Consider the following 22,171-nt stretch of genomic DNA (forward strand, 5'->3'; position numbering starts at 1 on the left):
AATCCTACTCCCGCAACCAATTCTACCGAACTCGGGTCAAGACGCTGCGCAGCCGCCTTCGGGCGGTCTCTTGCGTTGTGCTAAGCCCCCCAGAAGCAATGGGGAAGCAGGCGTCTCCGCAGTTTCTTGCCCAAGTCGAGCTGATCGTGAACGAACCGAAGGTCCGCGAAGCGAAATCCATTGCCCAAACATCGTTCGGACCAACGGCGTCAGCGCGGTCATCTCGCAGCTTCGCTTTTACTCTTCGTTTCGGCGTCTTGTTCCGCAGCTGCAGCCCCAAGGCTCTGTAAACATTGTAGACCTTCCTGATGCTGACATCCCAACCCTCCCGGTCGAGAACGACGTAGACACGCCGAAAGCCATAGCGCACACGCGTCTCGCAGATCTCTTTGATCCGCCGATTCAGCTCTGCCGGATCGATGCGGCGAGATTTGTAGTGGTAGCTTGAGCGGTCGCACCTCAGGGCCCCACATGCCCTGCGGATCGAGACCGCCCAGTCTGCGCACATCCCGCGAACCAGTTCACGTCTCCGTTCCGGCTTCAGAGTTTTCGCCGCACGACATGTCTCACAACATCTCACGGTCAAGTGTCAGATCCGCCACGATCCGCTTCAGTCGTGCATTCTCATCTTCAAGCTGCTTCAGCCGACGCATCTCATCAGGCAACAACCCGCCGTATTTCTTCTTCCAGGCGAAATAGGTCGACTGCCCGATCCCAGCCTTGCGACAAATCTCGGCAACTGATGTGCCTTCCTCGCCTTGCTTCAGAATGAACGCCTGTCTCGCGCTTCCGTGAACTTCGATGCTTCATGCGTTTCCGCTCCTCTCCCAGCTAGGAAAGCTTAGCTGAAAACTCCAGCTTCAAACGGTCCAGTTTCCGGGGATCAGATCAAAGTTGGGTCGGACTCTAATCGCTGGTGGAGGAAAAATCCCGTGGCAGGTCACATGGTATGGCGGCTGCATCCGTTCTTCGGCGGGCGAACCTGCGGGGCCGGTTCCCAATGAAATTTGGCGTAGGTTCCAAATTGAGGACAGGGTTTTCAATCGGGTGCGCCGCTTGCAACGGCGCGAAAAAAACGGTGGTGGAAAGCCTGACGAAGTCAGCCCTAGAGGAAATGCGCGGGGTCTAGGCGAATTTCACGTCGTTCAGCTATTCCAACGTGCCTTAGGGCGCGAGCGGCCATGCGGAGCTGCGCACCGATCCGACGGGCGCGAAAGCCAGAGGCCTGTTTGGTTATCGGCGTTGGTTTTCCTGAGTCTATCTGAGAGACGGTATTAAAAGGATTTGTAATGCCGTAGTCCGCGGCGCGGTCTAGCTGCACGCCGCAAGCCGGTTCGACTTGAAAGCTTTTCAATTCATAGGCTTTGCAGATCAGCGCATCAGCGAGGGCGACCTCTTTGGACGCCCGCGCAAGAAGTTTTCGCGCCCCAGAAGGCGAAATTACGTAAGCAGCAGCGCCGCTCCTGTCTTGATAGAGGCGGAGTAGTTGGTGCTTGGACCCGATCGCGCGCCCAACCTTACTAATGATCTTCTTGCGCGTCCGTACCTCAAGGGTCACATGCTCAATGCCTTCGATTTCGTCAATCGCATTTAGGACACTGGGCGTCTGATAGGAAAGAAGCGCATCGTCTTCTAGTATGAGGGTGCTTTCATCCTGTGCTGCGGCAAATTTCCACGCCTCCACATGGCTTAAAAAGCATGCTTTCTCGGTATCTTTGAGAGGGCGCTCCCAGCTTGACCATTCAAAAGAATTCTCATAATTCATTACCATTTCTGGCGTGAATGCATCGATCCTCTGAAAAGGTATTTTCAGCCTGTTCAGCTGATCGGCCATAAATGACATGCGCGCGGTCGCAGTGCTCAAATTAATTACCAGGCAGTACATAGGCGTACGCATACTCCGAGCGATTGGTCTGGTTTGCTGTTAGCTCAATCTCGCCTTTTTGTCCATTGGGATGCCGGTTCAAATCGAAGATCTGATTGAAACGCTTCAGGACCCAACCTTTAGCGTATATAAGTTAACTCGATCGCGTGATCTTATTATTTTTGTCGGCAAGGGACCATAGGTCTTCGTAAACGATATTTATCGCATTCACTTCGGAAGTTACGCTAAATTTTCGCACGGCCCTTTTTCTGGCGGCTATCGATTTTTGATGGTATAAGTCTTTGTCCTTGAGAATTCTTATTAGAGCCTCTGCTGCTAATTCGGCGCCCTCTATTGGTACAACCGCGCCACATGAGCCGGTGTCTGTATCATTTTCTCCCACGAACTCTTTGAAGTAGCCGGTCTCACTCAAAATCACTGGAAGTCCGGTAGCCATGGCTTCCAGAGGCGTCATCCCATATCCTTCATAACGGGGGAGTGCCACGAGCGCTCGGCATCCCTGCAATATCTGTTGCAATTTGTCGGGATCTACTTCTCCCAAAAAAACAATCCGACTTGAAAGCCCAGCTGCTTCTGCGCGTTTCTCTATTTTTTCCTGGAATTTTTGGTGTTCGGGTCTCGCCGTTCCGACAACAATAGCGCAAGCTCCCGGCAGGTCCGGAAGCGCGGTAATCATAGCGTCGATAAAAAGGTCCGTGCCTTTCTCTGGACGCACGCGCCCCACCGTTATGATCCCATATTCCCCGGGAAGTTGCAGTTCTTTCCACTTGCGCTTATAGCTTTCTTCTTGGGCGGGTAAGAAGTGCTCCGTATCCACTCCATGAGGCACTACTGCAACCACATTAGGCACATATTTGGCGGCCTCTTCAGTTGTTGCAATTACCGCATCCATTCGCGAAATTAGCCAGCGTGGCCAAGCTGAATGGCGACGTTGTGCGGCTGAGGTGAAAACAATTCTTATTGGCAGGCGCAGGACATCTCGGGCCAATATAGCAAGTTGCATTTCAATGTTTCGCCGTGTGTGCCAAATTGAAAATTTACGTCCGGCAGGAGGCTCGCGACATTCCCGGAGAGCGCGGAAAAAACCAATCGGTTTTGCGCATTTCGGCAATGCGTAACCAACAAGCGCTACATTCAGTAAATTTTGCTGCTGCCGTAACACCGCTGCCGCAGTTGAAGATACGCCTGTGAACCTTTTTTTGAAGTTCGTGACATATAGGCTAGCTGTCGATTTTTTCATTTGGGCGCCCTGACATCAACACCGATACGTAAGCAGCTTGTGTGAGTGAGCTAATATTGGCAGGTGCCACACGGGCTTGGGTAGTATTTATTGCCAAATACGCTCTGTCTTCCTGCTTGACTAATCGAAGCTACTTTCCGCAGTTTTCAAGCACATCAATTACGGTGCGGTGGATGTGCCAGATTTTTCATCGCATCATCAAGGGGCGGTGCCCTCTCGATATCTTCTGAGATTTCGTTACAGAGCTTTCATCTTCCAGGTCGCAGGATTTCACTGACTTAGATCAGTCGGAAATTTGATCTCGAAAACCTCGGTAGAGCGCCTTTGCCTGACGGTCTGCGCAGGCGCCGTTAAGTACCTCTCCCTTTGATTTCATGGACTTGCGCTTCCTATTTCGATGTCTGCAGCTTCGAAAGCTAGGGGGGTATCAGATGAATGTCGAGAGGCTGTCTCTGAAAATTGCCAAGCCTGCGCTTCACTAGTGGCTTGGTTGTAGTGTTTGCGCCGATCCTCCAGTTTTCCGCGGCCTCCGCAAGGCTCATGAAGGTGCCAATGTTGCGCCATTGATCCGAGCGACAGTGGCGACGGGCGTTTAAACACTCGGCCCGCAGCTTGCTGTTGAAGGCCTCGATGAAGCCGTTGTCGGTTGGCTTTCCGGGCCGTGAGAAGCCCAAGGTGACCTGCCTGGCATGAGCCCAGAGATCGAGGTCGCGGCAGATGAACTCATGGCCCTCATCGACCCGTATCGTTTTTGGGTGGCCGGGCTTGCTACAAATCCGTTCAAGCGTATGAACGACATCTTCACCGCGATACCGAAACCGCACATCCGTCGGTGGACAGTAATGTGAATGACTGTCGACGATGGTCAGAAACCGCGGTTTCTTGGGTAACGCGAGCTGATCGTGAACGAACCGAAGGTCCGCGAAGCGAAATCCATCGCCCAAACACCATTCGCAGCGACAACTTTCTGGCGGTCATCGCGCAGCTTCGCTTTTACCCGCTTGCTCTGCCTCCGGCACTCGCAACCCGCAGACGCTCAAGCCTGACCATTCGCGTCACGACGCGGCGAGGCCAAAATCGCGCGGGGAGATTGCGATATCGGCGATCGTGTAGGCGTCCAGCGTCGTCAGGAACGCTGCGCGCGCCTCGGCCAAGGGCGCGATGAGGCGGCATGCGGCGGTAATCGTGCAGTCGCCGCCGCTGCGCATACATTCCACGAGGTCGAAATCCGTCTCCATGTGGCGCACGATCGTCCCCACGCCGATCTCCTGCGCTGGCCGTGCAAGTCCCAACCCGCCGGAGCGTCCGCGTTGCGCCACCAGAAAATCCCCCCGGGTCAGCGCGTTGACGACTTTCATCATAGTGCTGCGTGGTGCGCGATAGGCTTCGACGAGTTGATCGATCGTGAAACGTCGGTCTTTCATCGAAGCGGCGTAGATCATCACGCGCAAGGCGAGGTCCGTGGTGTCGTTCAAGCGCATTCGCACTTCTCCTGATGCAGCCTCCTCAGCGACCCGTCTCGTACCACGAGACCGGACAGAATGTCGCACGGGAAAAACATACCTGTGATTGGCATCTTAATGGCTGAGCAAATAGATGCGTCTTGTTGGTATGTTTATAGCCTAGGAGACAGGAATGGCAAAGCCGCTCTCAGAAGAAACACTCGCGATCATTGAAGCTACTGCGCCGGTCGTGGCGGAACACGTCGATCAGATCGTGCCCGTGATGTATCGGCGGCTGCTGGCCGCTCCCGAAATTCGCGCGCTCTTCAACATGTCGCATCAGCATGGCAACTCGCCGCAGCACAAGGCGCTCGCGGGTGCCCTGGTGGCCTATGCGACCCATATCCGGAACCCCGGCGTCCTCGCGGACGCCTTGGAGCGGATCGCGCAAAAACACGTGGGCCTGCAGATTCTCCCCGAGCATTATCCGCATGTCGGCGAAGCATTGCTCGGGGCTGTCGCGGAGGTGTTGGGAGACGCCGCCACGCCTGAAATTCTGAACGCCTGGGGCGAAGCCTACTGGTTCCTCGCCGATACGCTGATCGCCCGCGAGGAACAGATTTACGCCGGTGCGGAAGAGCAGGACGGCGGCTGGCGTGGCTGGCGGCGCTTCAGGGTCGGTGCGAAAGAGAAGGAAACCTCCGAGATCGCGTCCTTCACGCTCTATCCGGTTGACGGCATGCCGGTTCTCAAGCATCGCCCCGGCCAGTATCTGAGCTTCCGCTTCACCCCTGCGGAGGGCGAGGAATATCGTCGCAACTACTCGATCTCCTCGGCGCCGGATGGCCAGTCCTACCGGATTACGGTCAAGCGCGAACCCGGCGGGCGGATCTCCAACTGGCTGCACGACACGGTCGAGGTCGGCGCCGAATTCGACGTGGCCGCGCCCGCCGGCGAATTCTTCCTCGATCCGAAGGGCAAGCAGGAAATCGTGCTTCTGTCGGGCGGGGTGGGTCTCACGCCCATGATCTCGATGCTCGAGAGCTACGGTGGCGGCGATCTGCGGATGGTCTATGTCCACGCCACCCGGAATGGTCAAACCCATGCGCTCAGCAATACGCCCCGTACAAAGGCACATGAAACCCATGTCTTCTACGAGGCGCCGGAAGAGACTGATGTTGCGAACGGTGTACATTCCGGACGTGTCGATCCCAGCTGGCTGGTCCAGATCAGCGATGCCGAAAAGGCCGACTATTTCATCTGCGGCCCGACCGGGTTCATGCAGGAGATGGTCAAGGGCCTGAAGGCCGCCAATGTGCCGGACGCGCGGATTCACTACGAGTTCTTTGGGCCCGCAGCCGCCCAGATCGGCTGACAACGCGGCCCGGCGCTCTGAAGAACGAGCGTCGGGCACGCGCCCCGTGGTTCCGGTTATCAATCGGAATGTCGGTCTCTGTCCGGCGTGATCGCGCTCACGATAATCGAAGTTTGGGCAGGGTTCTTCCGACCCTTTTCGCCCCGCGGAACGGCAATTACCTCACCCGTGTTCTCCTCCTGCCGGCCGATGGTCGGCGCATGAAATGGAAGGAGACTACTATGACCTATAGCCTCAAATCGATCGCCCTCGTCGGCCTTCTCGCCTCTGCGGCTCCCGTTGCGGCCTTGGCCCAGGATAGCAACGCCGCTGCCGGTGTCTCGACTGACATGGGCGGCAGCGCTTCGGTTGCTGCGCAGGGTGCGGGCACCGATGTCGGCGCGAATGTGGATACGGGCGCCTCGGCGGATGCGGGCACGACCTCCGGCATGGGCCAAGGCGAGACGGTGAAGACCTACGGTCAGCTCATCTCGAGCCTGAAGGCGAACGGTGCCGCCTCCACCGATCAGTTCTCCGATTATCAGGTCGGAACCGATGGTGAGGTGGAGATCGTCGCGCTGTCGGACCTGAAGGGCAAAGGTGCCGAGAATGGCTCTGCGGCTCTGAAGAACGCGGCCGGGTCCGACGTCGACGCCGATTACAGCCAGCTGCCGGACGGCGTGTTCGACGGCACCGGCTACACCGCAGATGACGTCGAAACCGCATTCATCGATACCGATGGCAACCTGGTCGTCGTGGTCAACGGCAACGCCTGATCGACCCTCACACCTAAATCCTCCCCGGAGCCCCTCGTCGCACGCGGCGGGGGGCTTTCTCATGTCGCGCTCGGCCCGGGGGTAAGTGCGGTCCATCGCATCAGCGGTGGAATAGATTGATGTCAGCGGCACGCTTACGTGGACGGCCTAAAGATGACGATTGCGGTGCGCCACGGCGGCAACGAAGGGTTTGCGCCAATGGTCGGAGCGCTGCTATCGAGGACCGGACAATGCGCCGCCTCCATCCCGCAAAGGGGAGGGCGGTAACAAAGCGAAGCGAGGCCCCATCCAAGGAGCCTCGCAGCACGCATTATCTCAGGACTGGAATACCTCCACCGTCAGAGGCCTGCCCCTATTCCGCGCCCTCGGCGGACAACGGATCGGCCACGTTCTCCAGCGACTCCTGTTCTGCATCGATCCCGATGACCGCTTCGGTGACGGCCGCGACCGTCATCAGGGCACCGGCGAAGAGGTAGCCATAGAACACGTTCCAGGCGGAGCCCGTGTCGATCAGCGCGCCGAAGACCCAGGGCGAGACGATGCCGCCCGCGGCGGTGCCGATCGAGTAGAAGATCGCGATGGCGAGCGCCCGGGTCTCGAGCGGGAAGACCTCGCTCACGGTGAGATAGGCGGAACTCGCGGCCGCAGAGGCGAAGAAGAAGATCACCGACCAGAGCGCCGTGAGCGTGATCGCCGTGAGGTAGCCTTGCGCGAACATGTAGCCGGTGGCCATCAGGAGTGCGGCAGACAGGCCGTAGCTGAGCGAGATCATCACGCGGCGCCCGATCTTGTCGAACAGCCGCCCCAGAACGATGACGCCGAGGAAGTTGCCGATGGCGAAGGGCACGAGGTAAAGCCCGGTGTTCTTCGAGGGCACGTCGAAGAAGTTCGACAGAACCAGCGCATAGGTGAAGAAGATTGCGTTGTAGAGAAACGCCTGCGAACTCATCAGGATGAGGCCGAGCAGCGCCCGTTTGCGGTGCGTCGAGAACATCGCCTTGACGATCTTCATCAGAGAGAAGGATTTCTGCGGCCGGATCTTGATCTTGTCGTCGTCCGGAACCTCCGAAAGCTCCTCGCCGGTTTGCTCGCTCGTGCGCTTCTCGATGTCGCTCACGACCTCCTCGGCCTCGTCCAACCGGTCATGCGTGGCGAGCCAGCGCGGGCTCTCCGGCAGATGGCGGCGCATGTAGAGGATGATGCCGCCGAGAACCGCGCCGATACCGAAGCCCAGACGCCAGCCGATATCGATCGGGAGGTAGTCCGGGTTGAGCAGCACGATCGTCGACAGCGCGCCGAGGGCCGCACCGAGCCAGTAGGAACCGTTCACGCCGAGCGCGACCTGACCGCGCACCCTCGCCGGGATCATCTCGTCGATCGTGGAGTTGATCGCGGCATATTCGCCGCCGATGCCGAGGCCGGTGATGAACCGGAAGGCGACGAAGCTCCACAGGTTCCACGAAAAGGCGGTCAGCAGCGCACCGACGAGATAGACGGCGAGCGTGATGAAGAAGAACATCCTGCGCCCGAAGCGGTCGGTGAGATAGCCGAACAGGAGCGCGCCGAGAACCGCGCCGGTGATGTAGAACGACGCGATCATCCCGATCTGCGAACTCGTGAAGCCAAGGCTTTCGGGTTCCTGAAGAACGCTGGAGACGGCCCCTTTCAGGGTGACTTCGAGTCCGTCGAGAATCCACGTGACGCCGAGCGCGACGATGATCGTCAGGTGAAATCGAGACCACGGCAAGCGGTCCATGCGGGCGGGAATGTCAGTTTGAACCGTTTTGCCGCTCTCGCCAGCCATGTCTGCCTCCTATTCCTATCGATCAAATCAGCTTCAAAACAACAAGATCTGATCCAGAATGTTCCTGCGAGCGTACGCGACCGGTGGCGCAAGCCGGGGCTCCGCTGCGGATATGAGAGGCTGCAGGGCGCCTCTCTCCTCGGGGGCGCGCATTGTGATGCGTTTGAAATCGTTGACAAACCGTCGCGGGGCTGAGCGAGCGATCACGCCGCGCTCGTCGGGCTCAAGCTTTTTTCGTCTCGTCGCGGCGGGTCGTCACGCGCGCAGCGTTCGGGCTTTCCGGGCCAGCCTCTTCCCGAAGGCCCATAGATCGAACCGCGGCGCCGCGGCGTCAGCCGATCGTGTCGTGGTCGTCGGCGAGGCATTCCGAATGGTCGCGCAGCACCTCGAGCACCCGGCACTCCGAGGTCGGCCCGCCCCGACATTCGCCGATCATCCGTTCCAGTTCGCGCTTGAGCGCCTCGAGCCGCGCGATCCGGGTCTCGACCTCGCGCAATTGCCGCCGCGCGATCGAATCTGCGGCCCCGCAATCGCGCGCAGGGTGGTCCGACAGGTCCAGCAATTCGCGGACCGCTTCGAGCGGGAAGCCCAGCTGGCGCGAGTGCCGGATGAAGGCGAGCCGGTCGAGATCGGAATCGCCGTAGCGCCGCTGGCCGCCCTCGGTCCGCCCGGGCTCGGGCATCAGGCCGATCTGCTCGTAATAGCGGATGGTCTGCACCTTGGTTCCGGTGCGGCGGGCCAATGTTCCGATCGTATGCATGCTGCACCTCCCTTCACGGTTGCGTGAGTGCGGATTTCCCCCTTGAACCTATAGTTGCTGTAGCTCCTATCTTCCCCTCTGTCGAGAAAACCACGCGAGAGGACAGCAGATGACCGAGACAGCAGATCTTCAGGAATGGCGCGTGACGGGCATGGATTGCGGCGCCTGCGCGGCGAAGGTGCGCGGCGCGGTCGAGGCTCTGCCCGGTGTCGACGGGGTCGAGGTGACGCTGATGAACGAGCGTCTGCGGCTGCGGCTCGATACGGCGACCACCTCGCGCGAAAGCGTGGAGAAGGCGATCCGCCGCCTCGGCTACGGCGTCTCGGCCAAGGGGGCTGCGCCGGAAAAGCCCAAGGGCGGCTTCGTTCTTCCCGAGGGCGCCCTTCCGGCGGCGGGCGAGACGGATGAGACACCTGCGGTCGAGAGCGCGCCAACGCCGCCCGCCGATCCCGCGTGGTATGCGACCCCGAAGGGGCGCTACCTGATCGCGACCGGGCTTATGCTGGCCGCGGCCTGGGTGGTGGAGCTGCTGGTCGGCGGCCCGATCGCGCATTGGGTCTTCGTGCTCGTCACCGTGATCGCCGTTGCCCCCGTGGCGCGGCGCGCCGCCCTGATGGCGCGGGCGCGGATGCCCTTCACCATCGAAATGCTCATGAGCATCGCCGCGATCGGCGCGCTCTTCGTCGGTGCGGCGGAGGAAGCCGCGCTCGTCGTCTTCCTGTTCGCGGTGGGCGAGATGCTCGAGGGGCTTGCGGCGTCGCGCGCCCGCGGCTCGATCCGGGCGCTGGCCGATCTTGTGCCGAAGACCGCACGGCTGGTCACGGGTGAGCGGATCCGCGAAGTTCCGGCCGACAGCCTCGCCATCGGACAGATCGTGCAGGCCCGTCCGGGCGATCGCATCCCGGCGGATGGCACAATCGTCTCCGGCAATTCGGGCGTCGATGAAAGCCCTGTGACCGGCGAGAGCGTGCCGGTCCTGAAAGAGCCCGGCGATGCTGTCTTCGCGGGCGCGATCAACACCGAAGGCGAGCTGCGCATCCGTGTCGAGAAAGCCGCCGAGGACAACACCATCTCGCGCATCCTGCACCTCGTCGAGGAGGCCGAGAGCGCGCGCGCCCCGGTGGAGCGGTTCATCGACCGGTTCAGCCGCGTCTACATGCCCGCGGTGGTGGGCGTGGCGCTTCTGGCCGCGATCGTGCCGCCGCTGGCTTTCGGCGCGCCCTGGGAGACGTGGATCTATCGCGGCCTCGCGCTCTTGCTGATCGGCTGCCCCTGCGCGCTGGTGATCTCGGTTCCCGCCGCGGTCGCCGCCGGGCTCTCGACCGGGGCGCGCCGCGGGCTGTTGATGAAGGGCGGCGCGGTAATGGAGACGGCGGCCAAAACCAGCCTCGTCGCCTTTGACAAGACCGGTACGCTGACCGAGGGTCGGCCGCAGATCACCGATCTTCTGCCGCTCGACGGGACCGAGGCTGAGCTTCTCGCCACCGCCGCGGCGGTCGAGACCGGCAGCAGTCACCCGCTCGCACAGGCGGTTCTCGCCCGGGCAGAGGCGCGCGGGATCGCGGTGCCGCAGGCCACTGCAGCCACGGCGATCCCGGGCCGTGGTGCGCGCGCCGAGATCGACGGCGCGGTCTGGAATGTCGGGGCGCCGCGGCTGGCGACCGAAACAGGCGTGCTCAGCGCCTCCGACAGCGCCACCCTCCACCGGCTGGAAAGCGCGGGCAAGACCGTCGTCGCCGTCTTCACGCCCGAGCGCCTTCTGGGCCTCATCGCGCTGCGCGACGAGCCGCGCGCCGATGCGGCCGAGGCGGTCTCCACCCTCAAGCGCATGGGGGTCTCCTCGGTCATGCTGACCGGCGACAATCCGGTGACGGCCCGCGCGATTGCCGACGGGTTGGGCATCGAAGCCCGTGCCGAGCTGCTGCCCGAGGACAAGGTGACGGCAGTGCGCGATCTGGGGCGGGATGCGCATGTGATGATGGTGGGCGACGGCATCAACGACGCCCCGGCGCTCGCCACCGCCCATATCGGCATCGCGATGGGATCGGGCACCCATGTCGCCCTCGAGACCGCGGACGGAGCGCTGCTGCGCGACCGGGTCACCGATGTCGTCGAGCAGATCCGGCTGGCGCGCGCGACGATGGCTAACATCCGTCAGAACGTCGCCATCGCGCTCGGGCTGAAGGGGGTGTTTCTGGTGACGACGCTGCTCGGTCTCACCGGTCTCTGGATCGCGGTGATGGCCGATACCGGGGCGACCGTGCTGGTCACGATGAACGCGCTGCGCCTGCTGCGGTTCAAGGCGGAGGCAAATGGCATCTGACGCTGGGCTTAAACCAAGGCGACGCCTGCGAAATATTCATGCAGGTGCAGCAGCGCCATATAGGCCACGAGGCCAAGCGCTGCACGCCCGAGATCGGCCAGCGTAAGCCCCGCGAAGGGGGGCGCCGCTCTCGTCCGGCGCAGCGTCTCCGCCCAGACCTCCGGACCCATCTCCCGGCGGCGTTTGCGGTCGATCAGGCGCATTCCGAGCAGGGCGAAGCCGCCGAGCGCACCGAACAGCAGGACATGCGCCAGATCGCCGTTCGGCAGCAGGTGCAGCCCGGCCCAGCTCGCGAGGCCCAGCAGCATCGGGTGGCGCGTGAGCCGCACGAGACCGGGACGCTCGGGGTCGAAGCTTTTGCGGCGGCTGCCGCCGAAGGAGAACGGGTTGGCATGGCCAAGCGCGACGGCGAACCACATGCAGACCAGCGCCATCCCAATCTTTGTTGCCTCCATCGCCCAAAGGGTGGTGGGCCAAAGGTAAATCGGGTCCGGCCATGCGGCGGCGCGGATCAGGATCAGCAGCATTGCCGTCGACAGCAGCGAATAGCCCAGCCCGAAGCCTGCGTGTCCGAAGGCAGCCACCAGCCGCGCCCTCACCGTTGGGCGTGTCGGGATCGAATGGGTCGCGAGGAACGCCGCGAACACTCCGCCATAAGCCAGCCACATCATTGCGCCCTCCGTCTGGGTTGCCACAGCACCGGAGCATAGAGGATCGCGAAGCCGAGGAAAGCACCGCACCACGCCACGCCGGAGACCGAATAAAGCGCGCTCACGTTGAGCCAGCCCGCGAGGAGCCGCGCGATCATCGCGACGAAGAGGGCGGCATAGACCGCGACGGTGCCGGTGCCGGCCTCCAGCGGGCGACCGGTATGGCCGAGCGAGGCGCGGCTCATCACCGCCAGCGTCATCCCGCCAAGCGCGCCCGCCGTCCACAGGTGCATCGCGGTCGCGGGGGCGAGGGCGGCGGGAAACAGGATCGCGAACCCAAGCGCCAGCGCCCCGAACGGCAGGCAGGCATAGGCCAGATGGAGAACGAAAAGGATCGGCGCGCGCAGCGTCAGCCCGCCTTTCCAGCGCCACAGCCGCGCGAGATGCAGCACGCCGGTCGCCAGCAGCAGCGCGGCGGTCAGCCGCATCTCTGGCGAAATGACCCACGCGAGCAGTGCCGCGCCAGCGACCAGCATCGCGAGCTTGTCGAAACGTTGCATCGGCGGGGCGGGGCGTGCGGGGTGGTTCTCCTTGACCAGCCAGTTGCGCGTGAAGGAGGGGATGATCCGCCCCCCGATCAGCGCGACCATCATCAGCACGGCGGCAAGGCCGAGCCGCATCCCGATACCCGCGGCCGCATAGCCGCCACGCGCGGCTTCGATCAGGAACAGAAGGTCCGCGAGGGTAAAGATGCTCAGCAATCCCAGCACCGGCAGGTTGCGCCAGTTCTTCCCTTCCACGATCTCACGCAGCACGACGCCTCCAAGCGCGAGCGGGAAGGCGAGATCGACGCTCGCGACCAATGCCAAGGGCAGATGCGCCGAGGCCAGCAACCCCAACCGCCCGAGCGCCCAGAGCGTGACGAGGCCAAGCAGCGGCCAGCCCACGACCGGCAGTCGTCCGGTCCAGTTCGGCACCGCCGTCAGCAGAAAGCCCGCGATCGCCGCGCCGAGATAGCCGAAGAGGAAGGCATGGGCGTGCCAACTGACCGGGTCGAGCCGCGTCGGCAACGCGATCAGCCCGGTGAGTGCCGGCACCCAAAGCGCCATCGCCAGAGCGGCCCAGACGGCGCCGAAGAAGAAGAACGGGCGAAAACCGCCCGACAGCAGCGCCGGGCCTTGCCAGCGGCGCATCTGCTCTGCGGAAGACATGGCCATGATCGGCTCCTTTCAGTTTTCGGCGGCGTCCATCAGCCGCCGGATGTGACATGCGAAGGCGTAGGTCGCAGGCACGGCAACTACCGCGCCCAGCCCCAGCGAGACGACCGGAGTCGCGACCGGCAGCCCCACCCACGACCCGATCAGCGAGGCGAAGAACACGTTAACCGCGAAAGCGCCCCAGCCGAACGGGTAGAGCAGCAGCGCGATCCGGGCAGGGGACCAGCGCGCACTCATCGCCGGGCGACCACCCGCGCCACCACCGCCAGTGCCGCGACGAGCGCGAGCGCCGCCAGCGCGAACCAGAACTCGGCGGTGGCCGATTGCGCCTGCGGGATCGGGCGATCGAAGCTTGCCGCCTGTGCGGTGAGCGGGGCGAGGGCGAGAAGAAGGGTCAGTTTACGCATGTCAGGTCTCCTGTGTGAGCGAGCGGTAAATGTCGGGCAGGGCGCGCAGCAGCCGTTCGGGCCGGGGCAGCAGGGTGAAGCCGCCGCGCCCGAAGATCCGTGCGAACCAGTCCTGCCCGTCCTCGTCGATGATGACGCCGTGCAGGCTCTGGCCCGCGCGGCGGGCCTCGCGCACGGCCATGTGGCTGTCCTCGATGCCGTGCTGGCCCTCGTAATGGTCGAGGTCGTTGGGCTTGCCGTCGGTCAGCACGATGAGCAGCTTGCGGCTCGCGCTTTCCTGCGCGAGCTGTGCCGAGACGTGACGGATCGCGGTCCCGAGGCGCGTGTAATGGCCCGGGCGCAGCGCCGCGATGTTGGCGTGGATCGGCGGGGCCATCTGGGCGTCGAAGCCTTTCACCCGCGTCAGGAACACCCGGTCGCGGCGGAGCGACGAGAAACCCCAGATCGCGAAACGGTCGCCCGCCGCGTCCAGCCCCTCGGCCAGCGCGGACATCGCCTCGCGCGCTATGTCGATCACGCAGCTTTCGCCGATCGCGGCCTCGGTGGAGCGCGAGGTGTCGATCAGGAAGGCCACGGCGAGGTCGCGCTCGACCTTGCGCAGGCTTCGCCAGATCCGGTCGCTGCCCCGCCCGGTCGCGGCAAGATCGGCGCGGCTGGCGATGACGGCGTCGAGGTCCAGCTCGGTCCCGTCGATCTCGCGCGGGCGCAGGATGCGGCGCGGTTGCAGCGCCTCGAACTGACGGCGCACGGCGCGGATATAGCGCGGATCGGCGCGGAAGGTTTGCGCGGCTTCGGGCCGCGCGGGCGCGTCGAGCACCCGGCAGTGACCCTCCATGTAGGCGCGGCTGCGGTGGTTCCATTCGGGATAGACATGCTCGCCCGCCAGCGCCTCGTGCTCCGCCTCGGCGGGCGAGAGGTCGAGATGCAGCCGCAGACGCGTCGCGGCCTTGCGATCATGCCGCGTCAGGGTGATCTGGTCCTGATCCTCGGCGGCCTTGGCGGCGTTCTCCTCGTCATCGTCGTCGACCGAGCGATTGACGTTAAGCGCCTCGACCCAGGACAGGATCGACTCGAAGCGGTGGATGATGAAGCTGTCGCGGCGGCGCGCCTGATCGAGATCGCGGCGCTCGCCATGCTTGCGCTGCGTGCTGGCCATCGCGGCCGGGGCGGAGGCGGGGGCATCGGCCTCTTCCGAGGCGGCGCTGCGGCCTGCGGTGTTGGGGGCAAATTGCAGCCAGATCGGCACCGGGGCAAGCGGCATGTAACCACGTGCGCCCTCCGCCGTCTCGGGCAGCGGGGCGGGGGTGCCATCGGCGGAAAGCTGGTCGCAGAGCGCGGCCTCCAGCGCGGCCTCGGCCGCCGGGCGCGACAATCTGCGGCGACGTGCGAGGGTGAGCGCCGCCATCTCGTGGTAGGGCGCGCGCAGCCCGATGCAGCGGCGATAGGCCAGATCGCAGGCTCGCGCATTGGCACGGATCTGCGCGCAATCCATCGCCGGGCCGTCGGTCTCGACGGGCAGATCGGGCATCGCGTCGCGGCTGAGCGCAGCCAGTGCGGTCAGCCAGAAATAGGCCGCGCGGTTGAGATCAGATCGGGGGAAGACATCCATCACCGGCGGCAGGCGCAGCCGCGCGCCGTCGAAGCGGGCGACGTGCTCGGTCTCGCGCCCGGCGCCAAGGCGACGCCGGACGGGTTGGCGGTGACGGACCGGGGTGGCCGGGGCCTCGACGATTTCGACATCCGCACCGCCGCCAAGCGCGCGCAGCAGCAGCGCGAGCGAGGGGCGCAACGCGGCCAGCTCGACCGCGGCGTCGGGATGGCGATCGTCCCGACCGATATCCTTGGCCAGATCGTGCCAGATTTCGCCTACGGTTTCCTCGGGCTCCATCAGGTCCATCAGTTTCATGGCGTGCTCCTCAGCCGTAGATCGTGGCGATCAGGTCGCGCAGCGCCTGCTGCACGTCCGCCTCGTCGCTGAGCGCCTGGACCACGGCGGTCTCCAGCGCCTCCTCGATCGCGATGCCCGCGCCGATCAGCCGCGCGGCATAGACCAGAAGCCGGGTCGAGACGCCTTCCTCCAGATCCATGCCCGAGAGCTTGCGGATATGCCCGGCGAGGCGCACCAGCGGCACCACCTGGGCCACCGGCAGGCCGGTCTCGGCGGTGATCACGCGGGTTTCCGCATCGGGTTCGGGAAAGTCGAAGGCTATCGAGAGGAACCGCTGCCGGGTCGAGGGTTTGAGCCGCTTGAGTACGCTCTGATAGCCCGGATTGTAGGAGGCCACGAGCATGAAGCCCTCTGGCGCGTCCAGCTCCTCGCCGGTGCGGTCGATGATCAGGCGGCGGCGCGAGTCGGTGAGCGGGTGCAGCACCACGGTGACGTCCTTGCGCGCCTCCACCACCTCGTCGAGATAGCAGATCGCGCCTTCGCGTACCGCCCGGGTGAGCGGCCCGTCGACCCATTCGGTCTCGCCGCCCTTCAGCAGATAGCGCCCGATCAGGTCCGCCGCCGACAGGTCGTCATGGCACGCGACGGTGTAGACCGGCTTGTTCAGCCGCGCCGCCATATGCTCCACGAAGCGGGTTTTGCCGCAGCCGGTCGGCCCCTTCAGAAGAAGGGGCAAACCGTTGTCATGCGCGCGCTCGAACAGGGCACATTCGCGGCCGGTGGGGTGGTAGTAGGGGATGCGGTCGTTGGTCATGTCGAGGGACATCATCATTCTCCTGCCACGGGGGTTGCGGGACCGGGGGCGATGACTTCACGCCGGCGCACCGCGACGAGCGAGTAGATGAACAGAAGCGCCCCCAGCACGACCGCCGCCCCCGCGCCGAAGCGCATCAGGTAGAAGATCGACAGGCTGTCCTGCACATCCATGTAGTAGTCGCCCACGACCCGCTGCATGTGGGTCTGGATCGTGCCTGCGAAGGTCAGAACGAAGGTCATGAAGGCCATGCCGCCGGTCATCAGCCAGAACGCGCCCATGTTGAGGACCTGGTTGTAGGGATCGCGCCCGCGCAGCATCGGCATCGCGTAGGTGAAGACCGCGAGGTTGAGCGCGACATAAGCCCCGTAGAAGGCGAGGTGCCCGTGCGCGGCGGTGATCTGCGTGCCGTGGGAGTAGAAGTTCACCCCGTGCAGCGTGTGCAGGAAGCCCCAGACGCCCGCGCCGAAGAAGGCCACGGTGGACGAGCCCAGCGACCACAGGAGCGCTGCCTTGTTGGGGTGGTTCTTGCGGCCCTTCCAGACCATGACGAAGGCGAAGGACATCATCAGGAAGAACGGGATCACCTCGAAGGTCGAGAAGATCGAGCCCACCCATTGCCAGTAACCCGGCGTGCCGATCCAGTAGAAGTGGTGCCCGGTGCCGAGGATACCGGAGAACAGCGCGGTCGCGACGATGACATAAAGCCATTTCTCGACTACCTCGCGGTCCACGCCCGTCAGCTTGAGCATCAGGAAGCCGAGGATCGCGGCCATCACCAGTTCCCAGGTCGCCTCGACCCAGAGGTGCACGACCATCCACCAGTACATCTTGTCGAGCGACAGGTTGTCGGGGTTGATGAAGGCGAAGATCCACAGCAGCGACAGCAGCCAAAGGCCCATCAGCAGGACGTTGGTGATCGCGGTCTTGCGACCCGCCAGCACCGTCAGCGAGATGTTGATCAGGAAGATCACCGCGGCGACGAGGATGCCGAACTTCACCCAGAGGGGCTGTTCGAGGAACTCGCGCCCGCCATGGATACCGACGAGATAGGAGCCGACCGCGCCCAGCGTCCCGATCATCAGGATCGCGAGTTGCAGATAGGCGAGCTTGACCGAGAAGATCTCGCGCTCGCTTTCCTCGGGCACGAGGAAATAGGCCGCGCCGAAGAAACCCAGCAACAGCCAGACGATCAGCGCATTGGTGTGGATCATCCGGATCACGTTGAAGGGCAGTACTTCGGACAGCGTGTTGGGCGAGACGTAGATCCAGCCGGCCAGAAGGCCGCCCAGAACCTGCACGCCGAACAGCAGCATCGCGCAGTAGAAATAGGCTTTCGCCACGGATTGGGATTGGTATTTCATCGGTTTGTCTCCTCAGCCCGCATCATTGGGCGGCCAGCCCTGCGTGTCGGTGTGATCGGCCCAGCGGAGGAATTCCGCGAGTGCGCGCATGTCCTCTTCGTTGATGTCGAAATGCGGCATCTGGCGGCGGCCCTCGATGCCGGAAGGCTGCGCCGCGATCCAGGCGTCGAGCGTCTCGTAGGCGCCCTGCGGATCGTCGGCGACGCCCCAGCGGGTCATCACGTTGCCGACCTCGGGCGCGAAATAGGCACCTTCGCCATGCAGGGTGTGGCAGTTGATGCAGGAATTGCGTTCCCAGACGGCCTTGCCGCGCGCGACCTGTTCGGTCAGCGGGGCGGAGGCGGTTGAGTTGTTCACGATATAGAAGTGGCTCTGCGCGGTCAGTGCGATGAACACCAGCACGAAGAAAATGGATCCTCCGTAAAAGATGTTTCGCGCCCGCGACTTGGTCAGGATTTCAGCCATTGGGGCCTCCCTTGGGGTCAGTCGATGGCCCGAGGGATAGCGGCGTTCGCGACTGGGAAGTTTGCGCCAGCACAACGTTTGATGGGATTGCTGGGATTAACGTGGTCGGCAGAGAGGTCCCGCCATGTCAAAACTCAGCTGGAAGAACCCGGATGTCACGCTTGACGCGCTGATGCGCGAATGGCCCGCGACGATCGAGGTGTTCATGCGTCACAAGATGCTCTGCGTCGGCTGTCTCGTGAACCCGTTCCACACGATCGACGATGCCTGCACCGAGTATCACCTCGATCTCGACGCGTTCATCGCCGAGCTGGGGGCGGCGATCGAGGCGGCTGCCTAGACGACTATCGGGGCAGCTACCGAGAGGGGGGCAGCTCCCCGCGGCAGATCAGCACCAGACGATGCGCATCGGTCACGGTGATCCGCTTGCGGCGGCTGGCGACCAGCCCCTGTTTTTCCCACGCGCTCATCAGCCGCGAGACCGTGTGCAGCGTCGTTCCGGTCATCTCCGAGAGATCCTGCCGGGTGATCGGGAAATCGATCTCGATTCCGGCCTCGACCTTGCGCCCGGTCTGATTGATCAGTCGTAGGAGCGAATTGGCGACCCGCTGCTCGACCTGTTGGGTGGCCATCTCGACGATGCGGTTGTTCATCTCGCCAAGACGCTGTCCGACGGTCTTGTAGGTCTCTGTCGCGAAGCCGTCATATTGCGCCACGAACTGATCCCAGAGCCGCATCGGCCAGCCCAGCACGATCGCCTCCGAAGCGGTGACCGAAGTGGCGGGGTAGGTGGTACGCCCGATCGCCTGCGCGATCCCGAACAGCTGCCCCGAGGGGATATGCAGCGCGATCACCTGCTCGCCCGTGGGGGTGATCCGCATCACCCGGATATAGCCGTCGAGCAGCATGTAGAACCGTTCGGCCGGGGCGCCTTCCTCGAAGACGGCCACGCCCTCGTCGAAGCGGCGTACGCTGGCGAGATCGAGAATCTCGCGAATTTGCCGTTTCTCCAGTCGGGAGAACGGGGGCATCGGCGTCAGCAGGCTCTCGTCGAGCCGCGGCATGATCTTGCGGGGGGCAGGCGCGCTCATGCCTTCTCTAAACATACGGCCCCCGCCACGTCCAATACGAAAAGTCACGCGCGCGCGAGCGGCGGGTGAAAAAATATCGCGATTTCGTGAAAAGCGCCGCGAAGTTTGCGCCAGAGCAAAATGCGGCGGCGCGGACATCGCTAAACCAAGGGCAATCCAAGGATGCAAGGAAAGGACAAGAGATGATCCGCACCCTGATTTCCGCCCTCGCGATGACCGCCCTTCTGGGCGGGGCGGCAAGCGCCGAGACCTACGAAGTCCACATGCTCAACAAGGGCGAAAAGGGCGTGATGGTCTTCGAACCCGCCTTCGTGAAGGCCGCCCCCGGCGACACGATCCGCTTCGTTCCCACCGACAAGGGCCATAACGCCGAAACCATCGACGGCATGATCCCGGACGGGGCCGAGGGCTTCGCCGGCAAGGTCAACAAGGACGTCGAGGTTACGCTCGACACCGAAGGGCTCTACGCGGTGCGCTGCAAGCCGCACTACGCGATGGGCATGGTGATGCTGATCTCGGTGGGCGACGCCAAGGCACCCGAAGGGTTCCTCGATGGCCGTGTGCCGAAGAAAGCCAAGGAACGCTTCGAAGCGGAATTGGGCGCGCTGTGAGCGCCCGCGGCAGGAAACGCGCGACAACTTCCTGCTACTTTTAACCATCGGAGGCTAAAATGCCTAAATTTATCAATCCAGCTCTCGTGAAAACCAATCGGCGCAATGTGCTGCGCGGGTCGCTTCTGGCAGGTGCCGCGGCGATGACCGCAGGGGCCGGGATGGCCGGAACCCCGTCCAAGCGCATGGCGCCCCATGTCGCGCCGCGCCCTGCCGCGCCGAAATTCATCCTCGCCGAAGCCGAGGCGCAGGTCGCCGCTCCGAAGGTGGACCTGTCGGGCTATACCCGCGTCCGCCAGGAGCTGGTCGCGCCGCCTTTTGCTCCCGCACACGAACAGGTCGCGACCGGTGGCCCGAAAATCGTCGAGATCCGGATGGAGACCAAGGAGGTTCTGCTGACGGTGGACGAGGATACCGGCGCGAGCATCTGGGCGCTGACCTATAACGGCTCGGTTCCCGGCCCGCTGATCATCGTGCACCAGGACGACTATGTCGAACTGACCCTCGCCAACCCCGCCGACTCGCAGATGGAGCACAATATCGACTTCCACGCCTCCTCGGGCGCGCTGGGCGGCGGTGGCCTGACCCATGTCTATCCCGGCGAGGAAACGGTGCTGCGCTTCAAGGCGACGCGGCCGGGCGTGTTCACCTATCACTGCGCGCCGGGCGGGGCGATGATCCCCTACCACGTCACCCACGGCATGAACGGCACGCTGATGGTGCTGCCGCGTGACGGGCTCAAGGATGCCGAGGGCAACCCGCTGCGCTACGACACGATCGCCTATATCGGCGAGCAGGACTTCTATCTGCCGATGGACGAGAACGGCGATTACAAGACCTACGAGGTCGCCGGCGAGGACTTCTCCGACAGCGTCGAGGCGATGCGCACGCTCACGCCGACCCACTCCGTGTTCAACGGTTCGGTCGGGGCTCTGACGGGCGAGAACGCGTTCAAGGCCAAGGTCGGCGACACGGTTCTGATGATCCACAATCAGGCGAACCGCGACACCCGTCCGCACCTGATCGGCGGTCATGGCGACTATGTCTGGGAGAACGGCAAATTCGCCAATCCCCCGCAGAAGGATCAGGAGACCTGGTTCATCCGCGGCGGCAGCGCGGGGGCGGCGATGTACACCTTCCTGCAGCCGGGCGTCTATGCCTACGTCAACCACAACCTGATCGAGGCGGCCCTGCTGGGCGCGACGGCCCACTTCGTGGTGGACGGTGCCTGGGACAACGCCCTGATGGAGCAGGTGATGCCGCCCCACGTGGTGGAAACCTGATCGAAGGAGACCGGAGATGATCGCCAAGCCCAGTTCGCGCGCGCCACGTCTTTCCCTTCGTCAGGTGCTTGCGGCGGGTGCGGCGATCCTCGCCCTCGGGGCCGCGTGGGGTTTCCTGCGCGGCCCCGATCTCGATTACGTGCCCCAGATGGCCGAGCGGGCGGTGACGCTGCCCGACGGCCACGCGCTCTACGTTCAGAAATACGAGGTGACCGTCGCGGAGTGGAACCGTTGCCACGCGGACGGCGCCTGCGAGCTTGCCTTGCGCGCGCCGCACGGCAGTGCGCCGGAGGCCACCCCGGCGACCGGGCTGAGCCATGTCGACGTCGAGCAGTATCTCGGCTGGATCAACCGCAAGGCGCGTCACGAATTCCGGCTGCCGACGATCGCCGAGTGGCAGTTCATGGCCAAGGACGTGCTGCCAGAGAAGGAAGACCCGATCTTCACCGATCCTGACCTGACCTGGGCCTCGACCTACCTGACGAGCGGTCTCGCGCCGCGCAAGCTGTCGCCGCGGGGCAGCTTCTCGACCAGCGCCGAGGGGATCGTCGATCTCGACGGGTCGGTCTGGGAATGGACGCAGGACTGCTATGGCGGGGAGGGCGGCGGCCCGGTCGATCCGAAGCGCTGCGCGGCCTTTTTCGCGGGCGGCGAGCATGTCGCAGCTATCCCGTTTCTGGTGCGAGATCCGGCGCGGGGCGGCTGTGCCGTCGGAAGCCCGCCCGCGCATCTGGGCCTGCGCCTCGTCAGCGAGACCCGGATCTGATGCGCAAGGGCCCGGGCTGTCGGCCCCGCGC

21 protein-coding genes and 2 pseudogenes are annotated in these 22,171 nt (G+C 63.7%); 7 read left to right on the forward strand and 16 right to left on the reverse strand.

Features of this window, described 5'->3' with window-relative positions:
* Nucleotides 1-116: 116 nt before the first annotated feature.
* The 5 genes and pseudogenes from B6V74_RS14885 to B6V74_RS14905 all read right to left on the reverse strand — a co-directional run.
* Nucleotides 117-785 (reverse strand): annotated as a pseudogene (locus B6V74_RS14885) (transposase); the annotation flags it as partial.
* A 320-nt stretch (nucleotides 786-1,105) separates the two neighbouring features.
* Nucleotides 1,106-1,897, reverse strand: a complete 792-nt coding sequence (locus tag B6V74_RS14890) for a glycosyltransferase family 25 protein (protein ID WP_346425923.1) — start codon at nucleotides 1,895-1,897, stop codon at nucleotides 1,106-1,108.
* Nucleotides 1,898-2,018: 121 nt separating this feature from the next.
* Nucleotides 2,019-3,125, reverse strand: a complete 1,107-nt coding sequence (locus B6V74_RS14895) for a glycosyltransferase family 4 protein (RefSeq protein WP_088723253.1) — start codon at nucleotides 3,123-3,125, stop codon at nucleotides 2,019-2,021.
* 416 nt (nucleotides 3,126-3,541) lie between these two features.
* Nucleotides 3,542-4,152: pseudogene (locus B6V74_RS14900) on the reverse strand (DDE-type integrase/transposase/recombinase); the annotation flags it as partial.
* Nucleotides 4,153-4,180: 28 nt separating this feature from the next.
* Complete coding sequence (locus B6V74_RS14905) at nucleotides 4,181-4,606, reverse strand: Rrf2 family transcriptional regulator (protein ID WP_075777003.1); 426 nt, start codon at nucleotides 4,604-4,606, stop codon at nucleotides 4,181-4,183.
* A gap of 154 nt (nucleotides 4,607-4,760) precedes the next feature.
* Here B6V74_RS14905 and hmpA point away from each other — a divergent pair, with 154 nt between their 5' ends.
* Entirely contained in the window at nucleotides 4,761-5,942 is a 1,182-nt protein-coding gene (gene hmpA, locus B6V74_RS14910; protein WP_088718354.1) for an NO-inducible flavohemoprotein, read from the forward strand.
* Between the two features lie 221 nt (nucleotides 5,943-6,163).
* Nucleotides 6,164-6,697, forward strand: coding sequence for a hypothetical protein (locus B6V74_RS14915; RefSeq protein ID WP_088723255.1), 534 nt, complete (start codon nucleotides 6,164-6,166; stop codon nucleotides 6,695-6,697).
* A gap of 352 nt (nucleotides 6,698-7,049) precedes the next feature.
* On the opposite strand, the gene B6V74_RS14920 is transcribed toward B6V74_RS14915, so the two are convergent.
* Together B6V74_RS14920 and B6V74_RS14925 are read right to left on the reverse strand one after the other, a co-directional pair.
* Nucleotides 7,050-8,501, reverse strand: coding sequence for an MFS transporter (locus tag B6V74_RS14920; protein WP_075777006.1), 1,452 nt, complete (start codon nucleotides 8,499-8,501; stop codon nucleotides 7,050-7,052).
* Nucleotides 8,502-8,832: 331 nt separating this feature from the next.
* The gene (locus B6V74_RS14925; RefSeq protein WP_088723256.1) at nucleotides 8,833-9,261 is read right to left on the reverse strand and encodes a helix-turn-helix domain-containing protein; all 429 of its coding nucleotides are present in this window, start codon (nucleotides 9,259-9,261) and stop codon (nucleotides 8,833-8,835) included.
* A gap of 109 nt (nucleotides 9,262-9,370) precedes the next feature.
* Here B6V74_RS14925 and B6V74_RS14930 point away from each other — a divergent pair, with 109 nt between their 5' ends.
* A complete protein-coding gene (locus B6V74_RS14930) occupies nucleotides 9,371-11,584 on the forward strand; it encodes a heavy metal translocating P-type ATPase (protein ID WP_240497121.1) in 2,214 nt (737 codons plus the stop codon).
* An 8-nt stretch (nucleotides 11,585-11,592) separates the two neighbouring features.
* Here the strand turns inward: B6V74_RS14930 and B6V74_RS14935 are convergent, their stop codons facing one another.
* From B6V74_RS14935 to B6V74_RS14970, 8 genes are read right to left on the reverse strand one after another with little or no spacing between them, the layout of a single operon-like run.
* Nucleotides 11,593-12,255 carry an NnrU family protein gene (locus B6V74_RS14935; RefSeq protein ID WP_075777009.1) on the reverse strand — a complete coding sequence of 221 codons (663 nt, stop codon included), beginning with the start codon at nucleotides 12,253-12,255 and terminating at the stop codon, nucleotides 11,593-11,595.
* Nucleotides 12,252-13,451 (reverse strand): NnrS family protein, encoded by a 1,200-nt coding sequence (locus tag B6V74_RS14940; RefSeq protein WP_088723257.1) that lies wholly within the window; start codon nucleotides 13,449-13,451, stop codon nucleotides 12,252-12,254. Before B6V74_RS14940 ends, B6V74_RS14935 begins: the two co-directional genes overlap by 4 nt.
* A gap of 12 nt (nucleotides 13,452-13,463) precedes the next feature.
* Entirely contained in the window at nucleotides 13,464-13,688 is a 225-nt protein-coding gene (locus B6V74_RS14945; protein WP_075777011.1) for an NnrT protein, read from the reverse strand.
* Entirely contained in the window at nucleotides 13,685-13,858 is a 174-nt protein-coding gene (locus B6V74_RS14950; RefSeq protein ID WP_075777012.1) for a protein NnrT, read from the reverse strand. Before B6V74_RS14950 ends, B6V74_RS14945 begins: the two co-directional genes overlap by 4 nt.
* A gap of 1 nt (nucleotide 13,859) precedes the next feature.
* Nucleotides 13,860-15,764 carry a VWA domain-containing protein gene (locus tag B6V74_RS14955; protein ID WP_088723258.1) on the reverse strand — a complete coding sequence of 635 codons (1,905 nt, stop codon included), beginning with the start codon at nucleotides 15,762-15,764 and terminating at the stop codon, nucleotides 13,860-13,862.
* Nucleotides 15,765-15,774: 10 nt separating this feature from the next.
* Entirely contained in the window at nucleotides 15,775-16,572 is a 798-nt protein-coding gene (locus tag B6V74_RS14960; protein WP_075777014.1) for a CbbQ/NirQ/NorQ/GpvN family protein, read from the reverse strand.
* A gap of 2 nt (nucleotides 16,573-16,574) precedes the next feature.
* Nucleotides 16,575-17,924 carry a cbb3-type cytochrome c oxidase subunit I gene (locus B6V74_RS14965; RefSeq protein ID WP_088723259.1) on the reverse strand — a complete coding sequence of 450 codons (1,350 nt, stop codon included), beginning with the start codon at nucleotides 17,922-17,924 and terminating at the stop codon, nucleotides 16,575-16,577.
* A 12-nt stretch (nucleotides 17,925-17,936) separates the two neighbouring features.
* Complete coding sequence (locus B6V74_RS14970; RefSeq protein WP_075777016.1) at nucleotides 17,937-18,389, reverse strand: cytochrome c; 453 nt, start codon at nucleotides 18,387-18,389, stop codon at nucleotides 17,937-17,939.
* Nucleotides 18,390-18,513: 124 nt separating this feature from the next.
* Between B6V74_RS14970 and B6V74_RS14975 the strand changes: the two genes are divergently transcribed.
* Nucleotides 18,514-18,729, forward strand: coding sequence for a DUF1858 domain-containing protein (locus B6V74_RS14975; protein WP_088723260.1), 216 nt, complete (start codon nucleotides 18,514-18,516; stop codon nucleotides 18,727-18,729).
* Nucleotides 18,730-18,745: 16 nt separating this feature from the next.
* Here the strand turns inward: B6V74_RS14975 and B6V74_RS14980 are convergent, their stop codons facing one another.
* Entirely contained in the window at nucleotides 18,746-19,453 is a 708-nt protein-coding gene (locus B6V74_RS14980) for a Crp/Fnr family transcriptional regulator (protein WP_075777077.1), read from the reverse strand.
* Nucleotides 19,454-19,662: 209 nt separating this feature from the next.
* Here B6V74_RS14980 and B6V74_RS14985 point away from each other — a divergent pair, with 209 nt between their 5' ends.
* From B6V74_RS14985 to B6V74_RS14995, 3 genes are read left to right on the forward strand one after another with little or no spacing between them, the layout of a single operon-like run.
* Entirely contained in the window at nucleotides 19,663-20,091 is a 429-nt protein-coding gene (locus B6V74_RS14985) for a pseudoazurin (protein WP_088718361.1), read from the forward strand.
* A 59-nt stretch (nucleotides 20,092-20,150) separates the two neighbouring features.
* On the forward strand, nucleotides 20,151-21,374 hold the full coding sequence (gene nirK / locus B6V74_RS14990) for a copper-containing nitrite reductase (RefSeq protein ID WP_075777019.1): 1,224 nt from the start codon (nucleotides 20,151-20,153) through the stop codon (nucleotides 21,372-21,374).
* Between the two features lie 16 nt (nucleotides 21,375-21,390).
* Entirely contained in the window at nucleotides 21,391-22,140 is a 750-nt protein-coding gene (locus tag B6V74_RS14995; protein WP_088723261.1) for an SUMF1/EgtB/PvdO family nonheme iron enzyme, read from the forward strand.
* Nucleotides 22,141-22,171: the final 31 nt, after the last annotated feature.

Source organism: Thioclava sp. F42-5 (assembly GCF_002213195.1).
Lineage (GTDB): Bacteria > Pseudomonadota > Alphaproteobacteria > Rhodobacterales > Rhodobacteraceae > Thioclava > Thioclava nitratireducens.